General features: G+C 55.3%; 14 protein-coding genes. 5 read left to right on the top strand and 9 right to left on the bottom strand.

Annotated elements, in window-relative coordinates:
- Positions 1 to 706 precede the first annotated feature (706 nt).
- From Q7F16_RS26680 to Q7F16_RS26700, 5 genes are read left to right on the top strand one after another with little or no spacing between them, the layout of a single operon-like run.
- A complete protein-coding gene (locus Q7F16_RS26680; protein ID WP_409557353.1) occupies positions 707 to 2782 on the top strand; it encodes a hypothetical protein in 2076 nt (691 codons plus the stop codon).
- Positions 2779 to 4332 (top strand): hypothetical protein, encoded by a 1554-nt coding sequence (locus Q7F16_RS26685; RefSeq protein ID WP_409557352.1) that lies wholly within the window; start codon positions 2779 to 2781, stop codon positions 4330 to 4332. The genes Q7F16_RS26680 and Q7F16_RS26685 overlap by 4 nt, the downstream gene beginning before the upstream one ends.
- A complete protein-coding gene (locus Q7F16_RS26690; protein ID WP_409557351.1) occupies positions 4326 to 9731 on the top strand; it encodes an FtsK/SpoIIIE domain-containing protein in 5406 nt (1801 codons plus the stop codon). Before Q7F16_RS26685 ends, Q7F16_RS26690 begins: the two co-directional genes overlap by 7 nt.
- 19 nt (positions 9732 to 9750) lie before the next feature.
- Positions 9751 to 11106 (top strand): DUF262 domain-containing protein, encoded by a 1356-nt coding sequence (locus Q7F16_RS26695; RefSeq protein ID WP_409557350.1) that lies wholly within the window; start codon positions 9751 to 9753, stop codon positions 11104 to 11106.
- Positions 11107 to 11121: 15 nt separating this feature from the next.
- Positions 11122 to 12009, top strand: a complete 888-nt coding sequence (locus tag Q7F16_RS26700; RefSeq protein ID WP_409557349.1) for a protein kinase domain-containing protein — start codon at positions 11122 to 11124, stop codon at positions 12007 to 12009.
- Positions 12010 to 12014: 5 nt separating this feature from the next.
- On the opposite strand, the gene Q7F16_RS26705 is transcribed toward Q7F16_RS26700, so the two are convergent.
- From Q7F16_RS26705 to eutC, 9 genes are all read right to left on the bottom strand, one after another.
- Complete coding sequence (locus tag Q7F16_RS26705) at positions 12015 to 12857, bottom strand: phosphoadenosine phosphosulfate reductase domain-containing protein (RefSeq protein ID WP_409557348.1); 843 nt, start codon at positions 12855 to 12857, stop codon at positions 12015 to 12017.
- Positions 12850 to 16212, bottom strand: a complete 3363-nt coding sequence (locus tag Q7F16_RS26710) for an ATP-binding protein (protein ID WP_409557347.1) — start codon at positions 16210 to 16212, stop codon at positions 12850 to 12852. The genes Q7F16_RS26705 and Q7F16_RS26710 overlap by 8 nt, the downstream gene beginning before the upstream one ends.
- Complete coding sequence (locus Q7F16_RS26715; RefSeq protein WP_409557346.1) at positions 16172 to 17095, bottom strand: DUF4007 family protein; 924 nt, start codon at positions 17093 to 17095, stop codon at positions 16172 to 16174. Before Q7F16_RS26715 ends, Q7F16_RS26710 begins: the two co-directional genes overlap by 41 nt.
- Before the next feature lie 864 nt (positions 17096 to 17959).
- Positions 17960 to 18691, bottom strand: a complete 732-nt coding sequence (locus Q7F16_RS26720; RefSeq protein WP_046065520.1) for a LexA family transcriptional regulator — start codon at positions 18689 to 18691, stop codon at positions 17960 to 17962.
- A gap of 195 nt (positions 18692 to 18886) precedes the next feature.
- Positions 18887 to 19414 carry an inorganic diphosphatase gene (gene ppa / locus Q7F16_RS26725; RefSeq protein WP_003205933.1) on the bottom strand — a complete coding sequence of 176 codons (528 nt, stop codon included), beginning with the start codon at positions 19412 to 19414 and terminating at the stop codon, positions 18887 to 18889.
- Between the two features lie 111 nt (positions 19415 to 19525).
- On the bottom strand, positions 19526 to 20338 hold the full coding sequence (locus Q7F16_RS26730) for a zinc-dependent peptidase (RefSeq protein ID WP_409557345.1): 813 nt from the start codon (positions 20336 to 20338) through the stop codon (positions 19526 to 19528).
- 5 nt (positions 20339 to 20343) lie between these two features.
- Positions 20344 to 21000, bottom strand: a complete 657-nt coding sequence (locus Q7F16_RS26735) for a DedA family protein (protein WP_014340397.1) — start codon at positions 20998 to 21000, stop codon at positions 20344 to 20346.
- Positions 21001 to 21908: 908 nt separating this feature from the next.
- Entirely contained in the window at positions 21909 to 22370 is a 462-nt protein-coding gene (locus Q7F16_RS26740; protein WP_079302744.1) for a GNAT family N-acetyltransferase, read from the bottom strand.
- A 107-nt stretch (positions 22371 to 22477) separates the two neighbouring features.
- On the bottom strand, positions 22478 to 23302 hold the full coding sequence (gene eutC / locus Q7F16_RS26745) for an ethanolamine ammonia-lyase subunit EutC (protein ID WP_409557344.1): 825 nt from the start codon (positions 23300 to 23302) through the stop codon (positions 22478 to 22480).
- Position 23303: the final 1 nt, after the last annotated feature.

Consider the following 23303-nt stretch of genomic DNA (forward strand, 5'->3'; position numbering starts at 1 on the left):
TGGTCGTATACTGTGAGCGATGCCTTGGAAGCGTTAGGCCTGTCAGCACGCTGGATTTATTGTTGGGTAAGCAACCGGATAGCAGCGCGTAGGCACTGTTGTCGCTAATTTCAACTTTAAAAACGGAGTTGTCGTACGTTTCAGGCTGAGCATGTTCTTTGATTTCTGTCCGGATTGCTGATTTGTTAAGCTAGCTCTGAGCATTGTCAGCGCCAATAAATAGATATTAAGCGCGCGATTAGTTGCAGGCGTCTTTGTTTCATAATGTATTGTTTTACAATTTTTTTATTGTTGTCAGTTTCGCTCGTCCCCTCGTTGCGCCAAGCATCGCCTCAGAGATCTTGTTGGGCTTCGTTTTCATTCGGATCACTTCAAATGCAGTGTAGGGGGGCACTATTTACCAGCGTTTCGTCACCGTTTTGTAAGGTCACGTTGATGTGGTCGCGTTACCAATGTCCAGCGAATGTTCCTCTGTCAATCATCTGTGATGGCAAAAAGGAATGATTATGGGCTTTACCCATGCTTTGCCAGTGGCTATGGTGATCGGCACCGCAAATGATGGGTTGCGTGTCTCGGGAATGGCTCTCCATAGGCGCAGGTTTCTGCAAGGCTCCTAGCGTCAGCTTTCTTTCGATTCCTTCCGGTCTATTTGTCTTCATATTTGATTGGCTCCCGTTTTACGGCGGGCGATAAAGGAGTATCGAGAGTGAATGAGTTGGTTGAGGCCTTGCTGGCCGCCGTTCCCGCCGATGGTTCTAGTATTGGCAACCAGTCGCTGCTAGAGCGGCTCAGAACTCAGTTCCCCCATTTAACTGATGAGTTTTATTGGGAAACACGTGATGCACTGATTGATCAGCGGATGCTGCAGGCCGGTAAAGGTCGTGGCGGCTCCGTGCGGCGTACTGATGTTGAGGCTCCACCATCAAGTGCTTGGGTCCATTTTTTGCGTAGCTATGGGCCGTCATCGACCAACCTAGCGATGTTCGACGAGTATGTTTCGAGGGCATTGGCACAGGCTAGGGTCAAGCCAATTAGCCTATCAGCGCCTTTTTTAGAGGACATGGTTAGGCACATTGAATCCAAGGCGCCGGGGTCTATCTTGATTGCCGGAACTGCTGGTGATGGTAAGACGTACCACTGCCGTGCCTTGTGGGAGCGTATTGGTGGGGCTCCCGATGCTTGGGCCGCCAAAGGCAACGTGAAAGAATTACATCTGGCGGATGGGCGCTTGGCTATCTTTATCAAGGATCTCTCCGAGCTCAATGGCGAGGAGAGCGATTTGCCATTGCAGCGACTTGAAAGGTCGGTGCTAGAGGGTGATGACTCTGAGGTCGTGATCCTCGCCGCAAACCATGGTCAAATTCTTGATCGTCTTCGTGATTTAGGCCGGCGCCAAGAGCGGGATCACCCACTTCGTAAACCGCTGCAAGAGCGCTTCCTACAGGCCGGCCCGGCTCCTGAACGCCTGGCGGTGTTCGATCTCAGCCGCTCCACTAGCCGTAAAACGTTAGACGAGGTGGCTATGGCTGTGGCAGGGCATCCTGAATGGGACAACTGCAAACGCTGTGCACTTCAGATTGAAGATAAAATTTGTCCCATCAACGAGAATCGCCGCAGGCTTTTGGGTGAGTCAGATGGTGGCCAGCTCTCTCGCCGCTTGGGCGATTTGGTTGAAATTGCCAGGCACAATGGGCTGCACCTCCCTATACGTGACTTACTTGCGCTTTGTTCGAATATGATCCTCGGTTGTTCCGATGCCAAGCAGGCAAAAGACAACCTGCTGACTTGCGCAGATGTCGCGAAGATTCAGGGAGGAGGGGATCTTGGCAAAGCTAGTGTCTATTCCAATGCCTTCGGGGCCAATCTCCTTAAGCGAAGAACCTCTGACCGCCCCATCTTCAAGGCAATGTCTAGCTTTGGAGTGGGCGACGAGTCCACCAATGCTGCTGATGGGTTGCTGGTTTATGGCAAGGATGACTCGCGGCTGCAAGCCGACTTCGGCCGCTTGGTCGCGAGTGATCCGATCTACGGAGCCACGGCCGCCTTTCGCGCTGCCCAAGACGCCTATTTGGAAGGGTATGAGGGCTCACGTTTGGAAGGGGGGGCCTTCGAGTTCCTTACAATGCTCGAGGATCAGCGACGCAGGCTTTTCTTCACACTCCCGGATGGCGAGAGAGGCTATCCGCATTGGTCAATGACAGCCTTCTGCTTTGGTGGGGACTACTTGGGAATTATCGAGGCGCTCAAAGCGCAGAAGCCAGTGAGCGAGACTGTTCGCGGGCGCATGGCTAAGGGCCTTAACCGAGTATTAACAGGTCTTCTCCTCGAAAACGAAGATCGCATCTTCATCGCAAGTTCGGGCGGTTTTACTCAAAGCCGGGTAAGCGTGCTTTGTGACTACGAGACGCTTTCCCGTCGACAAGGCGGCGTTGGTATGGCGATTAAACTTGTCGAGGAGACGGGGCGCCCTCGACTCGACATTTCGCTTGCTGTGGGCTTGGGCAATTCGGTTACTTTTGACTTGACACCTATTCGCCATGAGTTCCTCTCGCGCGTGGCTGAGGGTGCTTTGCCCGCGAGTTTTTCCAACGAATGTCTCGAAGATCTGCTGGCTTTCAAGGCGAAGCTTTTGCGTAAGGCTGAGATCGTCAAGAAGGCCAGCGTGGCTGGTGATGATGACGAAGTCGGAGGTGAGACCTCCGTACTGACACTTAACTTCATCGATATTGAGCCTGGAGGTCGCGGTTTTTCGCGCCCAGTGACTGTGAGGGTCTCGGAATGAGTGTAATCATCAAGAGACCTGAGATTAAAAGCGTCGACTTTTGCGTCGACGAGAACATTTGGGGACATCGACTTTATGACGAGCAGCTTCCTCACCTGACTGTTTTGGAGTTCTTGGGTGTACTTGGATCGAATATGGATCATCCGCTCAGGCCTCATCAAGAGCAGGGCGGCTCGGTCATGTTCAGGCCACAGCGGCAAATCCGCTTACGTGGGTTGCTATTCAACAATCCTTATGTGGAATCGATTGCGGAGAGCACCGCGTCTGATGAGGAGAAATGGAAGCAGTGGTTTGAGCGTTTTAGGCAGGGAGCAACAGGTAAGGGTGATGAAGATATGACCTATCTGCGTCACTCATTCACTAGTTTTGATGATTTTGCAAAGGCAATTGAACTGCTGCGCTCCTCGTCATTTGAGTCTCGCAGTAACAAGCGCTGGAGTTCTAAGTTCGTCTTTCCTTTCGGTCCTGATGCTCTTTATGAGGACTTAGCGATCAATGCGAAAGGGGGCATGAGCAACGATCGTCGATTCTTTGCTCGTACTGGTGAGTTGCTCTATCTCATCCTCTCTCGGGCCAAGCGTGGAGAGGAGCTCGGTGCCATCCTCGTCAGGCGCCTATTTGACCATCGGGCGCCGATGAACCGTTTAGTCAGGGCTCTGCAAGGTATGCCTCAGAGTGCCGAAGAACCACGGCTTTCGGGTTATCTGCCCGAGGCTGCCAATAACCGTTTCGACCAAGTTTGCGACGACTGGTTGTCGATCTTGAACAAGGATATGCCGATCTACGATGCCTTGGAGCATTTGATTGCGATCACCGGTCTGAACATGCTGCTCTATTTTTTAGAGCGTGCGAAGAGGGTAGCTGGCGATGACGATCCGGTCGAAATTGTTTGCGAAATCGTCTCCAAGGAGCGCACGAAGGTGCGAGCGCTTTCTGGCGACAGTTACCAATTCAATCAAGGGATGTCAGCAAAGGCTGTGCGGGCTCATATCGAATCAATCCGGTTGGATGTTGGATGGGTTGCTGCTGAGTCTATGGAGTTTCCGGATGCTGAGCGTGTAAAACTCATGCGAGATCGCTTTCAGTGGCCGCCGACTGATGCCGGCGACGATGAGGACTCCACCGATAAGAGCCCAGAAGAGTTGGTTGCCAAACTGGTTGAGGATGCCTTGGCGCGTCATGCGCAGCATGTCGGCAGGATTCATGCTTCATGGTCGCGTGCTATCGGGCTCAGCTCACGCCGGCTCTCGAGACGCACTCGATACGCGCCGAATGATAGATTGCTCAAGTCGATAGTGGTCTCCATCGTTGAAGACCGTATGCAGTTCGATGAATTTCTCGCTGAAGCCAAGCATCGTTATGGCCTGGTAATTGGTGATGCAGAGGGCGCGCGCCTAGTCGGCGCCAAGCTAGTAGACCAAGAAGAACTCAGCGAGAACCGAACCAATCTCGAAGCCCGTCTCGTCAGTTTGGGCTTGGTTCGCAGGCTCTCCGACTCCTGCTCGTTTGTAGAAAACCCGTTCGCGTTTCAGGGAGAAGCCGCATGCTGACCGATCGCATTATTGGGCGCGTTGGCGCGGACATTCTTGCCCAGCGCATATCCTATCCTGGCCAATCCGGTGATTTGGCTGCGCTCTTCAGACTGGATAAGCTTTCAGCCAGTCAGATTGCAGCTGTCGTGCGCGCTGTCCTTGCCAATCCGGATTTGCTCGCCCAAGTGGACCTCATGATCCCAGAGGCCTTGGTAGTTGGCCAAGGCCTGCCGCCTGACATTCTGATTCCTCATAACGCAGGCTACGTACGAAATAACGCTCTGACCATCAAGGCTGCGATTCTTACGGCCAATGGCAATGAACACAACCTTGCGGACACCTTGGGTCACGTCATGGCCATAGGCGCTAAGGAGATGCGGGCTGATCCTGAGCCGTGGGTCGAGGCCACGCTCCACTCTGGTGGTATTTCGCCAGTCCCCGACGACCGAGCGGTGTTCCGTGCAGCTCTTAGCGGGTTATTAGCATCCTCGGAGCTTTCGTTAGTGCAGCTTGGCGAATTTTGTTCTGCAATCGTCGAGGCTGTCGCCACGCATGGGCTGCCCATCCGTGATGCGGTTGGCTTTGCCTTGCCATGCTCGGGACTCCCCAGAGACAGCACCTATTTCTCGAATGCGAAGACTTTCGCGGAATCGCGCAAGCCCTGGCATAAGGCTTTTATCAAACTCTTTTCTCAGCGTGCGCCGCTGCTCAAAAAACTCCGCCAGAATGGCCAAGCTCTTGACCCCGAGGAGATTACCGAGCGAATCGATGCTAATGCTGCAGAAATTTCGGAGGGTGCCCGCCAAGCTCTCTATGCTTTCGCCGCCGCCCCAGCTGGAGATCTAGAAGCATCCGATGCTCTTGCCCAATTCGAGTGGGAAAGCGATGGCGTATATCTTGCCTTCGACAAGCCCAAAGAACAGCAACTTGGTTTAGCAGAGTCGACGATCCGCTTCTTCGATCATGAGTGCGATCAGGAGGACTCACTTGATGCCGAGAGCCGCAAGCTATTGGAGGACTTGAAAGGTCGTGAGCGACGCGCAGATTTCACTGAAGAGGACGAAGAGTTTTTCGTTAAGCAACGAAGACTCCTGGAGCAAGACGCCAAGCTTTGCTCGCGCTGGGAAAAGGCTCTCTATGGCAAGCCCATTGACTGCAATGATTTGTTCGAGGGTTTCGCTCGTGTGGTCAACAGTTTGCATGCTGGCCTGCGCGATCCAGAAGGAGAGCGGATCCTGCGCTTCACTGTGACTAAGGGCCGCAAGGAGTGGCGTGAGCGATTCAACTACGATGCCGGCAGCTACTTCTCGGCTATGTACCGAGGTTTAAAGGAGCTCATGGGCTCCAAAGTCGAGTGGAAGGTTGAGCGGATGGGGAATGCAAATTTACCCGATCCCCTCTTCGACTATGAAGCCTTCTTCGCCGAGGAGAAGAAGCTTCGCAACGATAAGAAGAACAAGGTTCGTCCGAGTCTGTCGTTATCGCGCTTAGCCCTACAGATCAAGTTTGACGTGGCCTTAATTCAGGTTGCTAAGGATAACGAGACGGTGCTGGCTAAGACGCAGCTCCTTTGGAGCTACAAGCCAACGGTGATTGGCCTTTCGTTGGCCGCCGACATGCGTCGCCTCTTGGAAAAGGGGGCAGTAGGTTGTACCGAAGTACCCCGCAAGTTAGTGAGCAAGAAAGGTGGGGTGCAAAACGTCTCGTTACTCGACACCGGGACATTGGAGGCGACGTACTCGACTGATGCAGGGTCACTGGTCCCTGCAGTCAGTAAGCTCCAAAGCCTGCGCCATGTGATCAAGGCTCGGATCAAAGAGCTCGCTCAGGAGGGTAGGCTGACGGCACATCAGCAAAATGAGGTGAAGGCTTCTTGGGATAAGTTCGAGGAGGACTACATCAAAGCGATGGAGGACTTCGTCACGACCGGGCTGCATGGCGATGCCATTATGCGTCAAGCGGAGTCTTACGCGGAACTGTTGAACACCCTAATGACACATGCCCGTGGCGATGTATGCCGTTCGAGACTGGTCTCTGAAATACTATCTGTAGGCACGGTTCGGATTGCAGGTGATAACCTCGCAATGATCATTCCCCCGTGGCATCCAGAACGAATGAAGGCCCTTGCGGTAAAGACGAGACGCGTAGCTGGTTTCGCCACTCATTTGCTCTCCAGCGGCAGTATTCTCTATGGCGACCGCGAAATTTTCATGCGGGAGCTCTCTGACGAGATCGCTCATCCGTTCTATCCAGAGATCGCGGTTCTCAATCGGAACGGAGCTTTGGTGCTGGTATCGGAAAGCAGCACAATCAACGGCTATAGCCTTTTGGAGTCGCCTACGCGTGGGGCTGCCGGAGCGATGACCGATGTCGATCCGACGGCTGCTGCGAGACAGGCGCGTGAGCTTTTGGAGCGCTATGTGGGGCTGCAGCCCCACGAGGCAAGCAACCTTAGCGTTGTGCTTTATAATGCCGATGCAGCCGAGCTACCGCTGGCTACAGTGCGCGAACTCTCTTCGATCCAAGAGGATGGCAAGTTCCAATGTAGCGTTTCTGTGCGCCACTCAGATCCAGGAAAGCTGCGACGAGTGTATGGCGAGCTGGTCAACAAGGCCGGGGACGATCCTGATCTGCCAGTGGTCAGCGAGACCAGTGACAACTTCATATCCAAATTGCGTATTTCTGTGACTCCCCTCTCGACGACTCCCGGTGAGAGTGCGCAAGGCTTCAAGGCTTTCGATGTGGCTTTCCTGCATGACGTGGTCGCACGGGAGGCCCAAACAGAATGGCTCCCCGTACAGTGGACCAATGACCGACCAAACTTGGATCATGCACCCTCGCGCTGGTCTTACCGAAGCGTGTCGGGCGAGAACGAGCTGAAGTCGACCACATTCCTGGCCTGTCCATGGCAAACAGCTTCAGGCTGGGCATATGTGTCAGCTGTTGCGGCAGTTTGCCGCCAGACGGATGCTATGCCAGAGGAGCGATTCTTACCTGCGCGTCGTATTTCTCTACAAAGCCCAGCGTTGGCAGCAATGATTAAGGACGCGCACGAGTTGGCCGAATGGGTGGCCACCTACGACGAACTACTCGACAAGCGACAGCTCCAGCACAACAACATCACAGTGGTGCGCTACCGTCGAAACTCTACCAACGGCCGCAATATGATTGTGAGCTCGACCTCGGAACTCCGGTTGTTGGGCGTGCTAGTTCGCAGGCGATTGGAAGAGTTGAATCTCCAGCTCGGATCCGATGAGCTTCAGGCTGCTGCCGACAAGGCGAAGCGCGACGCGCTTTCAGTCTCTGGAGATATCGTACTGCGTGCGGCCAAGCGAGGCGTCTCTGCCGGAGAGATGCTTGGTCTTGTGCTGAGTCGTTATTTGCTCGCGGAGGAGTTCCAGGTCTCCGCGAAGGGTGGGCAGGTCTTGACCGCCTATTTCTTACTCGACGATTACGCAAGTTGGTTATCCCAATCTGAAAGCCGCATCGCGGATATTTTGGCGCTAAACGTTGAGGAGCACGAGGAAACTGTCCGTGTCGTCATTTCAATTGTTGAGTCGAAATATGTCGGTGCCGATGGGCTAGCTCAGGCTCGACGAGGCTCCAAGGATCAATTGCTGGCAACATTGGGCATGTTCCGTGAGGCTCTTTTTGGTGATCCGGGTCGTCTTGATCGGGACGTCTGGTTAGCCCGTTTGGCAGACATGCTTTTAGATGCCGATATTCCGCCCGGTATGACGGGCTTGATGGAGCGCGCTCGCGCCAAGCTGCGAGAGGGCGATGTAGAAATTTCGTTGCGTGGCTATTCACATGTTTACGTCCACACCTCGGACGCGGGGGCTGCCTCGTCTACTGAGCAAGAGCTTCTGGATGAGACAGAAGGCGTGATGGCTTGGCAAGAGGTATTCGATCGACCGGATCTGCGAAAGCTCGCTGAAGCCTATGCCAAAGGCGCTGGTGGTCACGAAGTTCGATCAGGGCTTGGGCCCCAGCAGCCTTGGAGCGGACACCGCTTTAAATTGCCCGCCCCGCGAGTACCATGGTTGGCCGCAATGGCGCAGCTATCGAGTGGACGGATCGATACCTTTGTCGAGGAGGTCTCTTCGTTAGATAAAAACGGCGAGGAGGCTCCGCCGACTTACCCGGCGGCCACACCTTCGGTTTTTATGGAGGAACCGGCTCTTGCCATTGTAGCCAATGCTGATTCAGCTTCTGGCCAGCTTTCCGCTGCGACAACCAACTTTGGGGGCAGGCTGTCTGATTTGGTCGCGTCCAAGTTCTCCGGCAGTGCGCAGGCCGATGCTGACCGGGAGGAGTGGTCTCAAGAGATCACTAAGAAGCTCAAATCTGCGCTTAACAGCTACGGTCTTCAGGCAGCGATCCTCGGCACTCGCTTGACTCCAAACGGCTGCCTCGTTCGTCTGGCGGGTTCTGATCGCTTGCGTGTCGAAGATATCGAGAATAAACGAACACAGCTCCTCACTACTCACGCCATTAATCTAGTAACTGTCCAACCTAAGCCAGGAGAGATCGTGGTGACGGTCGCTGGCGGAAAGCGGCAGGCTGTATCGCTTTGGGAGCTTTGGTCACGTCGAGAACTCAATAGAAACGTTGCGGGTATCAACACCTCATTCTTATTGGGGCTTCAGGAGATTAACGGGGCGTTGTTGTATCTGAACCTGGGGGCTGAGTTCGGTGGGCTTTCATCGCATGAGCCGCACTCATTGGTGGCTGGGGCTACGGGTAGTGGCAAATCGGTCCTCATCCAGGCTCTTATATTGGATATCGCTGCGACCAATCCCAAGGCGCTGGCGCAAATTATCTTGATCGATCCCAAGATGGGGGTGGATTACGCGCCACTGGCTGATTTGCCGCATATGCGCGATGAGATTGTCACCACTAAGGAAAAAGCTGCCGAAGTGCTGGATGCTCTGGTTCAAGAGATGGAGGATCGCTATCGCGCCTTTGCCAAAGCCAGGGCCCGCGACTTACCGACCTATAACTCGAAAGTCTCCACCGAAGAGCGTCTGCCAATGGTCTTCTTGGTTCACGACGAGTTTGCTGACTGGATGCTTGACGATGCTTACAAATCAGCAGTGGGCGCAGCGGTTCAGCGATTGGGTGTAAAGGCCCGCGCGGCCGGCATCCATCTGATCTTCGCGGCACAACGGCCTGACAAAGATGTCATGCCGATGCAGCTTCGTGAAAATTTGGGTAACCGCTTGATCTTGAAGGTCTCCAGCGAAGCCACATCAAAGATCGCTCTCGATAGGCCTGGAGCGGAATTGTTATTGGGCAGAGGTCATCTAGCAGCCAAGCTCAATGGAGAGCAGGGGCTGGTATTCGCCCAGGCACCATTCCTATCAGACCAGGACATCGAAGCCGCTGTAGCTGCCATCCATGTGGACAACCAATAACCAAAGTCAAGGAAAGATCATGGCAAAAAAATGGCAGTCAAGTCCGCATACGATTGCTGACATTCGAGAATGGAACGGCAATGGGACATTGCTGCTGCAGCCTGACTATCAACGACGTGAGGTTTGGGGGGATGCGGCTCGCGTGATGCTGGTAGACAGCATCCTCAACGATATTCCCATGCCAAAGATTTTCGTATCCAAAGCCATCAAAGACATGAGGACGTATCGAAGTGTCATCGACGGTCAGCAGCGGATCACGACTATCCTTTCCTTCTTGAATGATGGATTCAAATTGGAGGCCCCATACAGCGGGCCTTACAACGGCAAGAAATTTTCCGAACTGTCGGAGGACGTTCGCGAGGACGTTTTGCTCTACTCCATCGACTTCAATGAAGCCTCAGGCTTGCCGCCTGAGGAGCTCCGGGAGGTCTACTCTCGTGTCAACAAGTATCTGGTACCGCTTAACAGGCAGGAGCTGCGAAAGGCGGACTTCCCCGGTGAGTTCTTGAGGATCTCTGAGGAGCTAGCCAACCTTGATGCCCTTGACGACATGGGCCTGTTCAATGCTACGGCTCGACGGCGTTCGCTCGACGTTGAATATGTCAGCGAGTTGATGGCTGCTCTGCTGAAAGGCATCAGCGATAAGAAAGATGCAATCGACGAGTGTTGTCGTGACTATGCGGCCTGGCCAGCGGCTGATTCTTCTACCGCGCAAGCGGAGTTCGAGGGTGTGATCGCAGACATTGTGAAGATCTTCGACTTAACGTTCCCAATGAAAAAAACCCGCTGGAAACAGAAGGCAGACTTCTATTCGTTCTTTTTTGCCGTCTTGTCTCTGAAGCGTGCCGGTTTCGCGTTGCCCGCTGACCTGAGCTTCTTACGGCAGGACTTGGCGCTACTGGATGCTCGAATCGCCCCCACATCGGAGGTGCCGATACTCAGCAAGTACGCGGTTTACTGTGTCTCTCAGGCCAACTCTACATCCAGCCGAAATTGGCGCATGGTGTTCATCCGCGCGATCTTGCGAGGGACCTATGCTGCTGCGATGGATGACGAAGAGCAGCGCAATATTGTTTCGGAGACCGCAAGTGATCTTCGGTTCTCCATTGATTCAAACTTCAGTGGTGACGGGTGCCCGCCTGCGGAGGGGTTTGTCTGCGAAGGTTGTGGCGGATTCGACGAAGGCGAGACTAGCTTGGGGAGGTCGGTTCTCTACTGGCCTGCTGGGAGCGCGGTGTTCCAGTTGTCAAACTCGCAGTGGGCGCATGCTAGGTGCAAAGGGGGCATCAACGCCGCGGTGGTCATTGAGGGGGCAGAAATCCCGGGCGCAATAGAGGACGATTACGACCTCGACGATGCTGAATACGAAGAATAAGGGGGGAGGCCACGTATGAGTCGCGTCGAACTCTATCGAAACAAATCCAGCATTTACGCGATTGACGATCATATCACCGGCGACGATGGTCGGATCTACATCGTTAGCGAGCGAATTGCTGCCGGAGGTAATGCCGTTGTCCACGAATGTAACGAGAAACTCTCGGGGGATAGCTACGCGGTCAAGTTTCAACTTGAGCTACGGCAACGTCGCCGAGAGCGATTTCAACGCGAGGTCGAGCTGCTTCGTGGTTTCGACGACCCACACATCATCCGCTTTGTAGCAACCGGCACTGTAACGGGCACTCGAATGGAGCGCGTCCGGCGTCGCGGTCGATTTGTGGTTCAGCAGCAAGGCCAAGCCGAGGAGTTGCCCTTCGTCATTCTGATGAAGGCATCGGATGACTTGGGCAAACATGCCAAAACGCCACAGCAGATTCCCCCTGCAACATATCTCGCGCAATTCCTTGGTCTTTCCAAGGCATTGGTTAAGGTTAACGAAAAGGCTCTGCATCGCGACATCAAGCCCGAAAACATTTTAGTTGTGGGCAATGCTTGGGCAATCAGCGACTTTGGCCTATGCGACCTGCATGAAGGTGGGCCCGATTTATCATTCGTGGACGAAAGAATAGGTCCGGCGCTATGGATGTCGCCAGAGGCCTTCAACAAGAATTTGGGCTGTGCGGATTCAATTGGCCAAACCTCAGACGTGTTCCAGCTGGCTTCGGTTTTTTGGTATGCCACATGCGGACGGCATCCAACTGGAATAGTCCAAGCCGCTGATTGGCGTGGACCGGCGGAGCTATTTCCCGTTATGGAGCGTGCTTTGCTTCACAGCAATAATAACCGGTTTCAGACAAGCGCCGAATTTAGTGCAGCCTTGGAGGCTGCAATCATTAGGTGATAAATCTATTTGTGACAGATTAGGCAAGAGCTATTGCCTTCATCCTCCCCGTAGACATCGTCGATGTCTTCGGGGCATATTTTCAGTGGGCGTAGGGGATTAACCGGGATATTTCTGCGAAGGCGCGCACGGCGAACCTCATATTCTGCTTTGATCTCAATAATACGCGCTGGCTTTTCTAGATCCCGAAGTGATTCGCCCTTAGACCAAGTGAAAGGCGAGCCGTGTTCTAGTGCGTCTTTTTCTAACTCCTTGGCTTTTTCGTAGTCCTCAGGGTGTCGCTCTTTGAGTCGAACCCATTCGATCTTCTGCTGGAAGAAGCAGAATGTGCAGCCACTGCGAGATCGCCATTCGTAATACTTCGGATAACCCAATCCAGAAGACTCGAGTATGTCGACGACTCCAGCTTTATCAATGCCTGCTTCACGGAACGGAAATTTCACAATCATGTTTTCGGCTTTTGCTGAATACCCTTCGCGATACTCCTCATCAGCTCGGATTGCTACATAGGAGAAAACTTTATCTCCTGCTGCGAGCCATGGTTTGACCCACTGTTCGAACGGGGCCAATTTGAGTTGGCGAGTGCACCAGCGAGTCTGCGCACTGGGGAGGAAATGATTGAATTCACGCAGCCAAAAGCGAAAATCACGGCGAGGATTGAGTCGTTCGATGGGTTTGCCCAAATAGCCTTCGAGTCGTCCTAGAAACTCATAGACTTCGGGAAGCTCTTCACCGGTGTCAGTAAAGAAATAGTCGATGTCTAGTTCGGGATGGTGGTCACGCATCCAAACGGCCAAGGCGGCGCTGTCTTTCCCGCCGGATAAACCTAGCACGTGTCTTTCAGTCATCCATCTGCTCCTTTTCACTAGCCAGGTTCATTCCAGCTTTAGCAAGAATGGCCAGCAAGATGTCAGTTTCAAAACCTTGCTCTTGCAGCATCGAGGCGAGCTCAGCAGCCTTGTCTTCGACCGTTCTACGGTGGCGCTCCGAAATCGAGAATGATCTCGACATCGTCTTGGTTTGCGCACCTGCACCGATAATAACTGCGATTGCTTCGCTATATGCGGGACGGTCTTTGACTGTGACGAACGCCTCTGCCTCACGAAAGCGTCGGGCGAATTGGACAAGCTCAAGCACAGCTGCATCGATGTGGCGGTCGACCCAGTCGCGGGGAGGTTTTTCAGCGGCCAAGCTCAGAATGCCCTCCAATGCGGAACGGCTGCCATCGTAAGACGCGAGTCGTGTAGAGAATGCATCGAGCCTGAAGTTGCCGGAAATGCCAGCTACAGCCTTCGCTCTTTCACGGAGCGAATCCAAGTTGTTGAGAGAGGCATCGAGCGCTTGAAGCATCTTGGCTTCGACCTCGGAGAGCATCTTTGGGTACGCCTCCGCGATTTCATGCAGAGGACCACGCAGTGCTTTTACATAGGCCTCGCCGTCATCAGCTCCAAGAAGCGACGCTAGATCGACGAACAGAACTTTGTGTGGATCATTGGCTTTTAGCAGCATGTCGCGTATTGCTTTGGCTGTTTCACCTAAGCGTTGTGTACGCCGTCCCCAATCTGGCAGGCTGAAAATCAATGCCACTAGTCCGCGTGCGGCTTCGAGCGGATCTGCAGAGCCGGCTTTCTCCCCGACTTCCTCTAATAGGGAAGAAATGCCCTCCAGGATTTGGACTTTGTCTTCATCGATCGTGATCCAGCGGAGAGTGAATCGCTTAGGGTCTTGCAAACACTCGTCAATGTCCGCATCGCTTAGTCGGGGGATAAACATACCGTCTTTGTAAACGGCGACGTTGGCTTTATGAGCAAGCAAGAATGCAGTGAGAAACACGGGCAAAATACCCTGCTTCATACCAAATGGAGGCAGGTGCCAGCGATTGTAGATCGAGTCCACGCTTACTCGTGTATTGGCATCGAGGAGGAGCTTTTGCGTGACTTGCCAAAGCTCATAAAATCCTTCGTGCAAAGCTTCGGGTGGGTGGCAGAACTGCCAAAACTCACCTTCTTTACGGTATACACCAGATGCCACGAGCAGCGTTTCGAACAGGCCGCGTTCTGCAGGAAAACCTTCGATCCCCAACCGCTCGATGCCCTCGGCGTCGATCATTGCATGTAGCAAATCGCGGCGGGCTTTGACGCTATTGCTAGAGAGGCTGTCGCGATTTACTAACTCGCTCCAGACCGGCGGGCAGGCATAATAGAGATCGTCGGCAAGCTCAGAAGCTTTCGGTGAGAGTTTTGTGCCGGGCTCGATGACCGTGTCGTCTCCATCGTGCCATTTACAAAGTGAAACAGCTGCTTGTAGCTGGTCTTCGAGATCAGATTTGGTCGCGGCCAAGCGAGCAAAGACTTCGCGGCGAGCTACGGGATCACCTCCGAGCTCGTGGCGCTCTTTTACCTGCTCTAGAGCAACTACTTCAGCCGATAGTTCTGCTATGCGGGCGTGGTTAGATGGGATTCCTACCAGTACTGGCCAAGGCTCCAAATACGCGCATGCTTGAGCTCGTTTGCGAGCTTCGCTTGCTGAGATATCGCGTCCTGGCAGCGCTAGTATAAATTGACCGAACTCGCCCCGTTGCGGAGTGTAAGCCTTGGCGATTTTTTCGGCTTGCTCAATGCTCTGAAGTGAGAGCTCCATCCAGCGCATAGCGCCTGTTTCATGGTAGTGCCGTTTGGCTACTATAGGATGAATGCCCATCAGTTGAGAGAGCTTGGCGTAATCGACTCCAGCAGATGAAGCCAGCGCTTGGGAAATAGCCGCATCGATATCAAAGTCGCTGCCCTCGAATACTGACCAAGAGCCGGTGTAAGTCTTGTATAAGGCAACCTTGAGTGCTGAGAGCTTATTCAGAGCATCCTCAATCTGCTCGCGAGGTACATTGTGGAACAGGGCCGCGATGACTGGCAGGTCTGCAGAAAGTCCTGAGCCGTTACGGAATAGATCAATCACGGCGATATTTTTGATTATCGCTACAAGCAGTGGATCACCTGACTTTGCCTCGGCGCGCTCTACAGCTTCAACCGCTTGGGACCAACGGTGCCCATCAGGTGAGGCCAGAATTGCAGGCTCTAGATTTGCGCGCAGGTAGTCCCAATAGTCACTCGGGCGATACAAGGACGTCTGGTCCGAAGGCGTTGACTCCAGGTAAGCGCGGAAACCATAGGGCTCAACCGACGATAGGAACCCAAAGGTGCTACGCTCGTTCTGTCCGAATTGACGTTTAGAAATTGGGCCGAGTAACGCGGCCATGGCTGGGTGTAATGGCCAGCAACGTTCTAGGGCGGCAGAAAAATCATTTCCAACAGCAGGGCGGCGAGAACGGATCGCGTCGGCTATCGCATCAGATGTTTTCTGCCCCCACTCCGGGCGGCTTTTGGCTTCGATCGCACTGCCGATAAGTTCAACGACCTCGTCGCTCGCAGCTACAAAGGGAAGGTCTAAGTATCGTCCCTGAACTTTGCCCCAATCGTCCCGCGTGTCGATGCCCAATCGATTGGAGTATTGTGCGAATGATTGATGTAGAACGCCTATTACAACTAGTCTGCCATCGGCGCGAGCAGATGCTTCAGCAAGCTCTTGGAAGAAGTAGACGTCATCGCCAGAACCTAGAGCGGATGCCTCCAGAAACTTACCCATTTCATCGATAAATACTAGGACTCCATCGTTTGGGCGGCTCTTGGTTTCGCCAATCAAATCAGAAATGACGCTTTGGGGAGTGGGCTTGCTTCGACCGTCAACGTTCATGCCTCGGCTTTTTCGGATCGCAGCGTCCAGTTCTTTTACAACACTGCCACGCCGGCCAACCACAGGAACCACTAGCCACCCCTCTTGGACAGGGAAGGCCTGGTCGAAATCTGGTTTCGAGTCAAGTTTTAAGGCGGTGCGAGCTTTCGCGCGCAGGCTCTTATCAGGATGGAGTGCGCTCGCCAAGGCGACAGCTAGTGAGGACTTGCCGCCACCGAACGGTCCGGTCCATGTGAAACTTCGTTGGTTAGTGCTCGCAAGTTGCCTGCACATCCCTGCTACGACGGATGCTGCTGTTGCATGGACGATATACCCATCCAATGCGTCGGAACGACCAATGTCTGCGTCTATTCGGATTGATCGCTGATATTGATGTGAAATGTGAACAATATCCGAGAGCATTAACTCTTTTCTCTCAGTCATATGCGCACCTGGCCATTTCTTTTTGATCTTCATTGGAGACCGCTTTTCTGTGCACTTGGCGGAGGCCGGCGGAGTCGGTCCAAGCAAGCTTGCCTCCGGTTAAGTCGGCCAACAAAATCAATCTTTGAGCGATGGATTCTTCGTCTAGTTTGAAGACTCGACCGGGAGAACCCTCTGCATAAGCAATAGTCTCGAAGGCCAGCGAGCTTTGATTGCTTGCTGTTCTATTCCAGAAATCGATGAGCGCATAGGTGAAAATGCCGTCATGGAGAGACGCTTTAGGGCCTCGACGGAAAGCATATTGGCCTTTGTGGACCTCTTGGAGCAGACCTAATTCACCGAGTAAGGGTTCGGCAAAGTCTTCGGGCGAGCCGGCTGCGGTTTTGGGGGCATAACTGCGCAAGCAGGTCTCCAAATCTCGCGAGATAGTAGCGCTTGAAAGCCGATGCTTAGGGGCAAGGCTACGAGCGTACTCGGTCAGAGGCTCTTCGAGCTCTTGGCGTGTGAAGGTTGGCGCGGTCACATGGTTGAATAGCCAATACCATGTTGTTGAACGGTGACGCCGTCCGGCTAGCTGCCAATGCACAAGCCATGCCGTAGCAGGATCCTCTGCGTAAGGATCAAGGCCTCCTTCTTGCAGTATCTCCATGGCGAGGCTTGTTACGCGAAAGGTACCGCCTTCGTCATCCATCACGCCGGATGCCAAGGCCCAATGCCGAATGGACGCAACCATGTTTTTACCTACTCCGAAAGCGGCAATAGAGCTTTCGGTAGTGAAGGTTGTCTTGGGAATTAGTCCGTCACCGTTGGCTTGATCGAAAGCTTTTTTGAGCCACATTTGACGCAGCGGAAACGTCTCGTGCCCCGAGAAGTGAACAGATGCGACCGGGCTGATTTTTGAGGAGGTAGTTTTCATGATTGGCAGCTTAACCTGAACTGGTGAAGAGCTCCAGTTGCGCATTCATAATTGATGTTACTGTATTAATATACAGTAATTTGCGTGCGGCGGTAGCGTAGACAGCCCTCCTCTGCTTGTGCTCATCTGTCGATTGGCCAGCTCCGTTCGCAAGCTGGCTCGGACGTTCCATGCATTATTGTGGCGCCGGCTCTACGATAACTGGATAGTTTTTTGGAAAGATCGCGATGCAGAATTTCAGTGCCCTCACCCTTTTGGGCGAAAAGGGCGTCGTGACAAGAATAAAGCAGGAGGTGCAAGGCGCACCGTCATTGATGTGTTCTTGATCTAGATCCTTCGCGCCTGAAGGCAGCGGTCGCGCATAACGAAGGTTCGATCAGGTCACCAAAGCCTGCATCCAACCGGCCTAGGTATTGAAGCGTGGTGCTCATACGCCGTTGATGAACGGCGCGATCAGGGCTCGCTCTAGCTTTGATGGGGGTCGATGTAAATTAATTGGCTGGTTTTTTTGGAGAATAAAAAGCCGGCTTATGGCCGGCTTCTCGTTGACTGATTCAGCTCGTTTTTGACAAACCTTACCAGCCTTCAAAACGTACATCCGGCTCTTGCGGCCGTCTGTGGGACTTGGTCAGAAAGTGATCTGCCTTGTCGGTGCGAGGCGTGGGCTCGCAAATGTGGGGCGGAGGATACGCGGGTTTGCTTCGGAAGCCCAGGGGTAAGTGGTGTGGAATCATTGGGTTAGGGGGATTCAGGGGGAAAGCAGGGGGCTGCTGCGCAGCCCAGCGGGAGCAAGCTCCCTCGCCACAAAAGCTCCTGCCACAGCTCTTGCTACAGTTCCTGCCACGGTTTCTGGTCTTGGGTGGGTTAGTCGGACACCGGCGGTCGCTGTTTGTTGAGGGTTGACCACCAGAACACCCAGCCGATCACGTGGATGTGTTGCGCGTCGATCTGTTCGGCGCTGAAGACCTCGTCGGGGTACGCAGCGCTGTTGTGGCTGCGCAGGCGCAGTCGGTTGCCGGGGATTCGGTGCAGGTATTTGATACGCAGCATCCCGTCATGCTCAAGCGCGTAGATTTGGCCGTCGACGATTTGGGTCAGGCCGCGGTCGATGGCGAGGGTGGAGCCGTCGGCGATGCGTTCGGCCATGCTGTCGCCGACCATGGTGATGCAGATGGCGTCGCTGGGGTTTATTTCCAGGGATTCGAGGTGGCTGCGGGGCAGGCGGATGGATTGGTCGGGGATTTCGGTGATGTGGGTTTTGGTTTCGCCGGGGGCGATGGGGACTTCCTTGTAGAAGGGCAGTTCAATGTCCGTGGGCTCCACCACGCTGTAGACGCCATCGTTTTCGGCCGCCTCGTAGGTGGTGCCGGGGCCAAGGCCCAATGGGGTTTGCGGGCCTTCGCCGTGGGCGAGCCACTCCGGGCTGACGGTCAGCAGGCTGGCGATGCTGTGGATGCGCCCGGGCGGGATGCCACGGTTGAACCAGTTGTTCACGTGTTGGGATTTCACGCCGTATAACTTCGCGAAGTCGGCGGAACGGATGTTCGCTTCTTTTAGAAGGGCTCGGAAGCGGTCGCCACTGGAAAGTATTTTCATAAACGGAAAGTTTAGGGGCGACTGTGTTTTCGGCAATAAACAAGTCGTTCAAATATATAAGACGATCTTTCCGTTTGCAGGATTTGAAAGGCGCGGGCTAAACGTGGTTACACAGTGTTAATACAGTTTCGTATTGGGAACCATTAAGACATAAAAAAACCCCGGGGCAAACCGGGGTTCTTTATCAAGTTTGTTTCAGCCTTTGTAGGCGGCAACCGACTTGGTGATCGCTTCACGGGCGGCATCAGCACCGGCCCAGCCTTCGATCTTGACCCACTTGCCTTTTTCGAGGTCTTTGTAGTTCGCGAAGAAGTGCTCGATCTGCTGGATCAGCAGCGGTGGCAGGTCGGTGTATTCCTTCACGTCGACGTACAGTTGCGACAGTTTGTCGTGTGGCACTGCGATGACTTTGGCATCGCCGCCGCCGTCGTCGGTCATGTTCAGGATGCCAACTGGACGGGCGCGGATGACCGAGCCTGGGGCCACTGGGTATGGGGTCACGACCAGCACGTCGAGGGGGTCGCCGTCGTCGGCCAGGGTGTTGGGGATGTAACCGTAGTTGGCCGGGTAGAACATGGGGGTGGCCATGAAACGGTCAACGAACAGGCAGTCGCTGTCTTTGTCGATTTCGTATTTGATCGGGGCGTGGTTGGCCGGGATTTCGATCGCGACGTAGATGTCGTTCGGCAGGTCTTTGCCAGCCGGAATCTTGCTGTAGCTCATTGGGCGGTGCCCCCGTTAGTTGACCAAATGACTGGTCGGATTGACCAAAAAGTGGCGGCGATTATAGGCATATTCGGCCGCTGTTGCCACGTTACCAGGGTCTTAGAGACCTTAGTATGACGCCTGATAGACCGGATCTTCGGCTTGAAGTTGCCGCAGCCGGGCCAACGGATCCTGACGGTAGAACGCCTTGAGCTGTTCGTAGACCTTTGGATAGGCCTGGTGCAGCAGGTCTGGGGCGCTGAAGAAGTATTCGCTGGTGACGGCAAAGAACTCCGCCGGGTTCTCGGCGGCGTAGGGGTCGATGACGGTTTGTGTGTCGGGGTTGTGGTCGAGTTGGCGGTCGAGGTCGTCGAAGGCTTGTTGCATGGCGTCGGCCCAGTCGCTGACGCGCATGTCGGCGTGCAGCGGTGGCAGGCCGTTGGCGTCGCCGTTGAGCATATCGAGTTTGTGCGCCAGTTCGTGGATCACCAGGTTGTAGCCGTCCCAGCCGCCGCTGGCCATGACGCCGTCCCAGGCCAGGATGATCGGGCCTTGGGGCCAGGCTTCGCCGCTGTGTTCGCCGTCCCATTCGTGCTCGATGCCGCTGGCGTCGCGGTAGCGCTGGGGGCTGAGGAAGTCGTCGGGGTAGAGGACGATTTCGTGGAAGCCCTGGTACCAGTTCAGCTCGCCCAGGTGCATCAGCGGCAATTGAGCCTGGGCGGCGAGCAGCAGGCGTTGTTCCTGGTGCAGTTCGACGCCGGGCAGGGCGCTGAGGTGTTTATCGTGCAGGAACAGCACGCAGGCTTCCCGCAGCCATTGGTCCTCGGCGGCGCTGATGCCGTCGAGGAAGCTCAATTGTTGCCGCACTCGCTGCCAGGTGTCCTCGGCCACGGGGTGTTTGGCGAGGGTGCGTCGGCGGCGCCAGTTGCTCAGGGACCACATGGCGATCAGCGCGGGTGGGCTTTCGAGGCGCGCTGGCTCAGTTTGCTGCGCACCAGGCTGATGATCATCGGCAGCAGCGACAGCAGGATGATGCCGACGACCAGCAGCGACAGGTTTTGCTTGATGAAGGGCACGTTGCCGAAGAAGTAGCCGAGGGTCACCAGGCCGCCGACCCACAGGATGGTGCCGAGCACGCTGAAGCCGAAGAAGCGTGGGTAAGGCATTTTGCCGACGCCGGCGACGAAGGGCGCAAAGGTGCGGATGATCGGCAGGAAGCGCGCCAGGGTCACGGTTTTGCCGCCGTGTTTGTCGTAGAAGTCGTGGGTTTGCTGCAGGTAGTCGCGGCGGAAGATTTTCGAGTCGGGGTTGCTGAACAGTTTTTCGCCAGCGGTGCGGCCGATGAGGTAGTTGGTGCTGTCGCCGAGGATCGCCGCGAGCATCAAGAGGCCGCCCAGCAGGACTGGGTCCATGGCGCCACCGGCGGCTACGGCGCCGGCGATGAACAGCAGCGAGTCGCCCGGCAGGAAGGGTGTGACCACCAGGCCGGTTTCACAGAAGATCACCAGGAACAGGATGGCGTAGATCCAGGTCCCGTAGTTGGTCACCAGCATGTCGAGGTAGACGTCGAGATGCAGAATGAGGTCGAGGGGGTTGAAATCCATGCAAAACACCTGTGGTGGCGGCCCGACTCGGCAGGCGGGTGGGACTGGCTTTGAGTATGGCTACAGAGTGTGTAGCTTTTTCTTACAAGCCGGGAAGAGCGGCATTATACGGCGAGGATTGTGAAGCGCGTGTTGAGTTTGTAGCTGGGGATTTCGGTGGTTCTGTGGGCAGGGGAGCACTTTGTGGGGGCGGGTTTGCTTGCGATGGCGGTGGAGCAGTCAGTAGTGATGTTGCCTGGTGGATCGCTATCGCGAGCAAGCTTTGCTCCCACAGGTCCTGCTCAAACAGATCTGATGGGTGTATGAGCGGGAGAATCAGGCAGGCTGTCAGGCCGCCTCGCGAGCAAGCTTTGCTCCCACAGGTCCTGCTCAAACAGATCTGATGGGTGTATGAGCGGGAGAATCAGGCCGGCTGTCAGGCTGCCTCGCGAGCAAGCTTTGCTCCCACAGGTCCTGCTCAAACAGATCTGATGGGTGTATGAGCGGGAGAGCCATGCCGGCTGTCAGGCCGCCTCGCGAGCAAGCTTTGCTCCCACAGGTCCTGCTCAAACAGATCTGATGGGTGTACGACCGGGAGAGCCAGGCCGGCCGTTAGGCCGCCTCGCGGTGGATGTTGATCTTGGGGCCCCGTTAACCACGCTGGCCGAACGCAGGCATTGTGGAGTGGGCATCCCGGCATGGATGCCGGGATAGCCGCGCTGGGCCATGGATGGCCCTTCGCGGCGGGCCCACGGAGCAATGCCGGAGTGAGGGCATGCCGAGCCTAAGCGAGGCACCAAGTGGTGGGGCAGGAGCGTTTTGCTTACTTTTGCGCTTTTCAAAAGTGAGCCGCCGTCAGGGCGGAACCCTAAGCAGCCGTTACCGCAGCAACGGATATGCCCCCGACCTTCAACATTGCTCCGAACGGCTCAGATCCCGTCGCTGATCGGCAACACGTAGTTCTTGAACTCGGTGTCTTCCTTGAACCCAATCGACTCGTAGGTCTTCTGCGCCACTTCGTTGTTGCTGCTGGTGGAGACGCGCATGCGGACGGCGTTGGTTTCCTTGGCCATTTTTTTCGCGGTGCGGATCAGGTTGTCGGCCACCAGTTGGCGGCGGGCGTCTTCGGCGACGTAGATGTCGTTGAGGATCCACACGCGCTTGAGCGACAGCGACGAGAAGCTTGGGTAGAGCTGGCAGAAGCCCAGCAGCTTGTTGTCGTCGTCATCCGGCAAGGCCAGGTAGATCACCGATTCCTTGCGGCGCAGGCGTTTTTCGAGGAAGGCTCGGGACGAATCCGGGTAGGGCAGGGAGCCGTAGAATTCCCGGTATTTGACGAACAATGGGGTCAGCAGGTCCAGGTGTTCCAGGGTCGCTTGGATAATCCGCATGGTAGGTCTCGTCTGCAAAGGTCGACAGATATTCAGACAACAATGTCGCGCTGCCGTGCTTTTGATGCTGCCTGAAAGCGGATCAAAAACGCAATCGGATAAACGGATCAGTTTCGGGGCGGCGCCAGTAGGAAATTACCTTTCATATCGGCAGCGCTTTCCGAATCCAGAGTGTGAACCTGGGCTTCGTCCTTCAGATTGACCCCCGAAAGCTGGCGGCGACAGGCTTCGCGCATCAGGTAAATCAGGCGATGGGCCGCCATGCCGTAGCTCAAACCTTCGAGGCGGACATTGGAGATGCAGTTGCGATAGGCATCGGTCAGGCCGACCTTGGGGGCGTAGGTGAAATACAGCCCCAGGCTGTCGGGGGAGCTGAGGCCGGGGCGTTCGCCGATCAGGATCACCGACATTTTCGCGCCGAGCCGCTGTGCCACTTCATCGGCCACGGCAACGCGGCCTTGCTCCACCAAAACTATTGGCGACACAGACCAACCGTCAGCCGCGATCTGCTCTTCCAGCCGCGCCAGGAACGGCAAGGTATGGCGATGCACCGCCAGCGCCGACAGGCCGTCAGCCACGACGATGGCCAGATCCACGCCGCCAGGGTGGGCCGCCGCGTAATCCTCCAGGACCTGCGCGGAGGCGTCGTCGAGCCGTCGGCCCAGGTCCGGGCGCTGTAGATAACTGTTGCGGTCGCTGGCCGCGCTGTGGAGCAACAGGCTTTCACGGCCGCGTTCGGTTAACTGCGCACGAATGCCCTGATGATCGAACGCCAGGTGCACCGCATCGCGGGCCTGGGCGTGGGCGAACTGGAAATCCAGTTGCGCCGAGGTCGGCAGGCTGGTGCCAGTGCGACCCAGGGCGATGCGCGCCGGGGTCAGGCTGCGCAGGTTCAGCCAAGGGTTTTGAGAATCGACAGGTTTTTTATCCATG

Source organism: Pseudomonas sp. Lb2C2, from assembly GCF_052112205.1.
Taxonomy (GTDB): domain Bacteria; phylum Pseudomonadota; class Gammaproteobacteria; order Pseudomonadales; family Pseudomonadaceae; genus Aquipseudomonas; species Aquipseudomonas kilonensis.

Excerpts from the sequence above, each read along its gene's own strand:
- ppa (WP_003205933.1), bottom strand. The coding sequence starts at position 19,414 with ATGAGCTACAGCAAGATTCCGGCTGGCAAAGACCTGCCGAACGACATC.
- Q7F16_RS26690 (WP_409557351.1), top strand. The coding sequence starts at position 4,326 with ATGCTGACCGATCGCATTATTGGGCGCGTTGGCGCGGACATTCTTGCC.
- Q7F16_RS26720 (WP_046065520.1), bottom strand. The coding sequence starts at position 18,691 with ATGAAAATACTTTCCAGTGGCGACCGCTTCCGAGCCCTTCTAAAAGAA.
- Q7F16_RS26685 (WP_409557352.1), top strand. The coding sequence starts at position 2,779 with ATGAGTGTAATCATCAAGAGACCTGAGATTAAAAGCGTCGACTTTTGC.
- Q7F16_RS26700 (WP_409557349.1), top strand. The coding sequence starts at position 11,122 with ATGAGTCGCGTCGAACTCTATCGAAACAAATCCAGCATTTACGCGATT.
- Q7F16_RS26715 (WP_409557346.1), bottom strand. The coding sequence starts at position 17,095 with ATGAAAACTACCTCCTCAAAAATCAGCCCGGTCGCATCTGTTCACTTC.
- eutC (WP_409557344.1), bottom strand. The coding sequence starts at position 23,302 with ATGGATAAAAAACCTGTCGATTCTCAAAACCCTTGGCTGAACCTGCGC.
- Q7F16_RS26730 (WP_409557345.1), bottom strand. The coding sequence starts at position 20,338 with ATGTGGTCCCTGAGCAACTGGCGCCGCCGACGCACCCTCGCCAAACAC.
- Q7F16_RS26740 (WP_079302744.1), bottom strand. The coding sequence starts at position 22,370 with ATGCGGATTATCCAAGCGACCCTGGAACACCTGGACCTGCTGACCCCA.
- Q7F16_RS26695 (WP_409557350.1), top strand. The coding sequence starts at position 9,751 with ATGGCAAAAAAATGGCAGTCAAGTCCGCATACGATTGCTGACATTCGA.
- Q7F16_RS26710 (WP_409557347.1), bottom strand. The coding sequence starts at position 16,212 with ATGAAGATCAAAAAGAAATGGCCAGGTGCGCATATGACTGAGAGAAAA.
- Q7F16_RS26735 (WP_014340397.1), bottom strand. The coding sequence starts at position 21,000 with ATGGATTTCAACCCCCTCGACCTCATTCTGCATCTCGACGTCTACCTC.
- Q7F16_RS26705 (WP_409557348.1), bottom strand. The coding sequence starts at position 12,857 with ATGACTGAAAGACACGTGCTAGGTTTATCCGGCGGGAAAGACAGCGCC.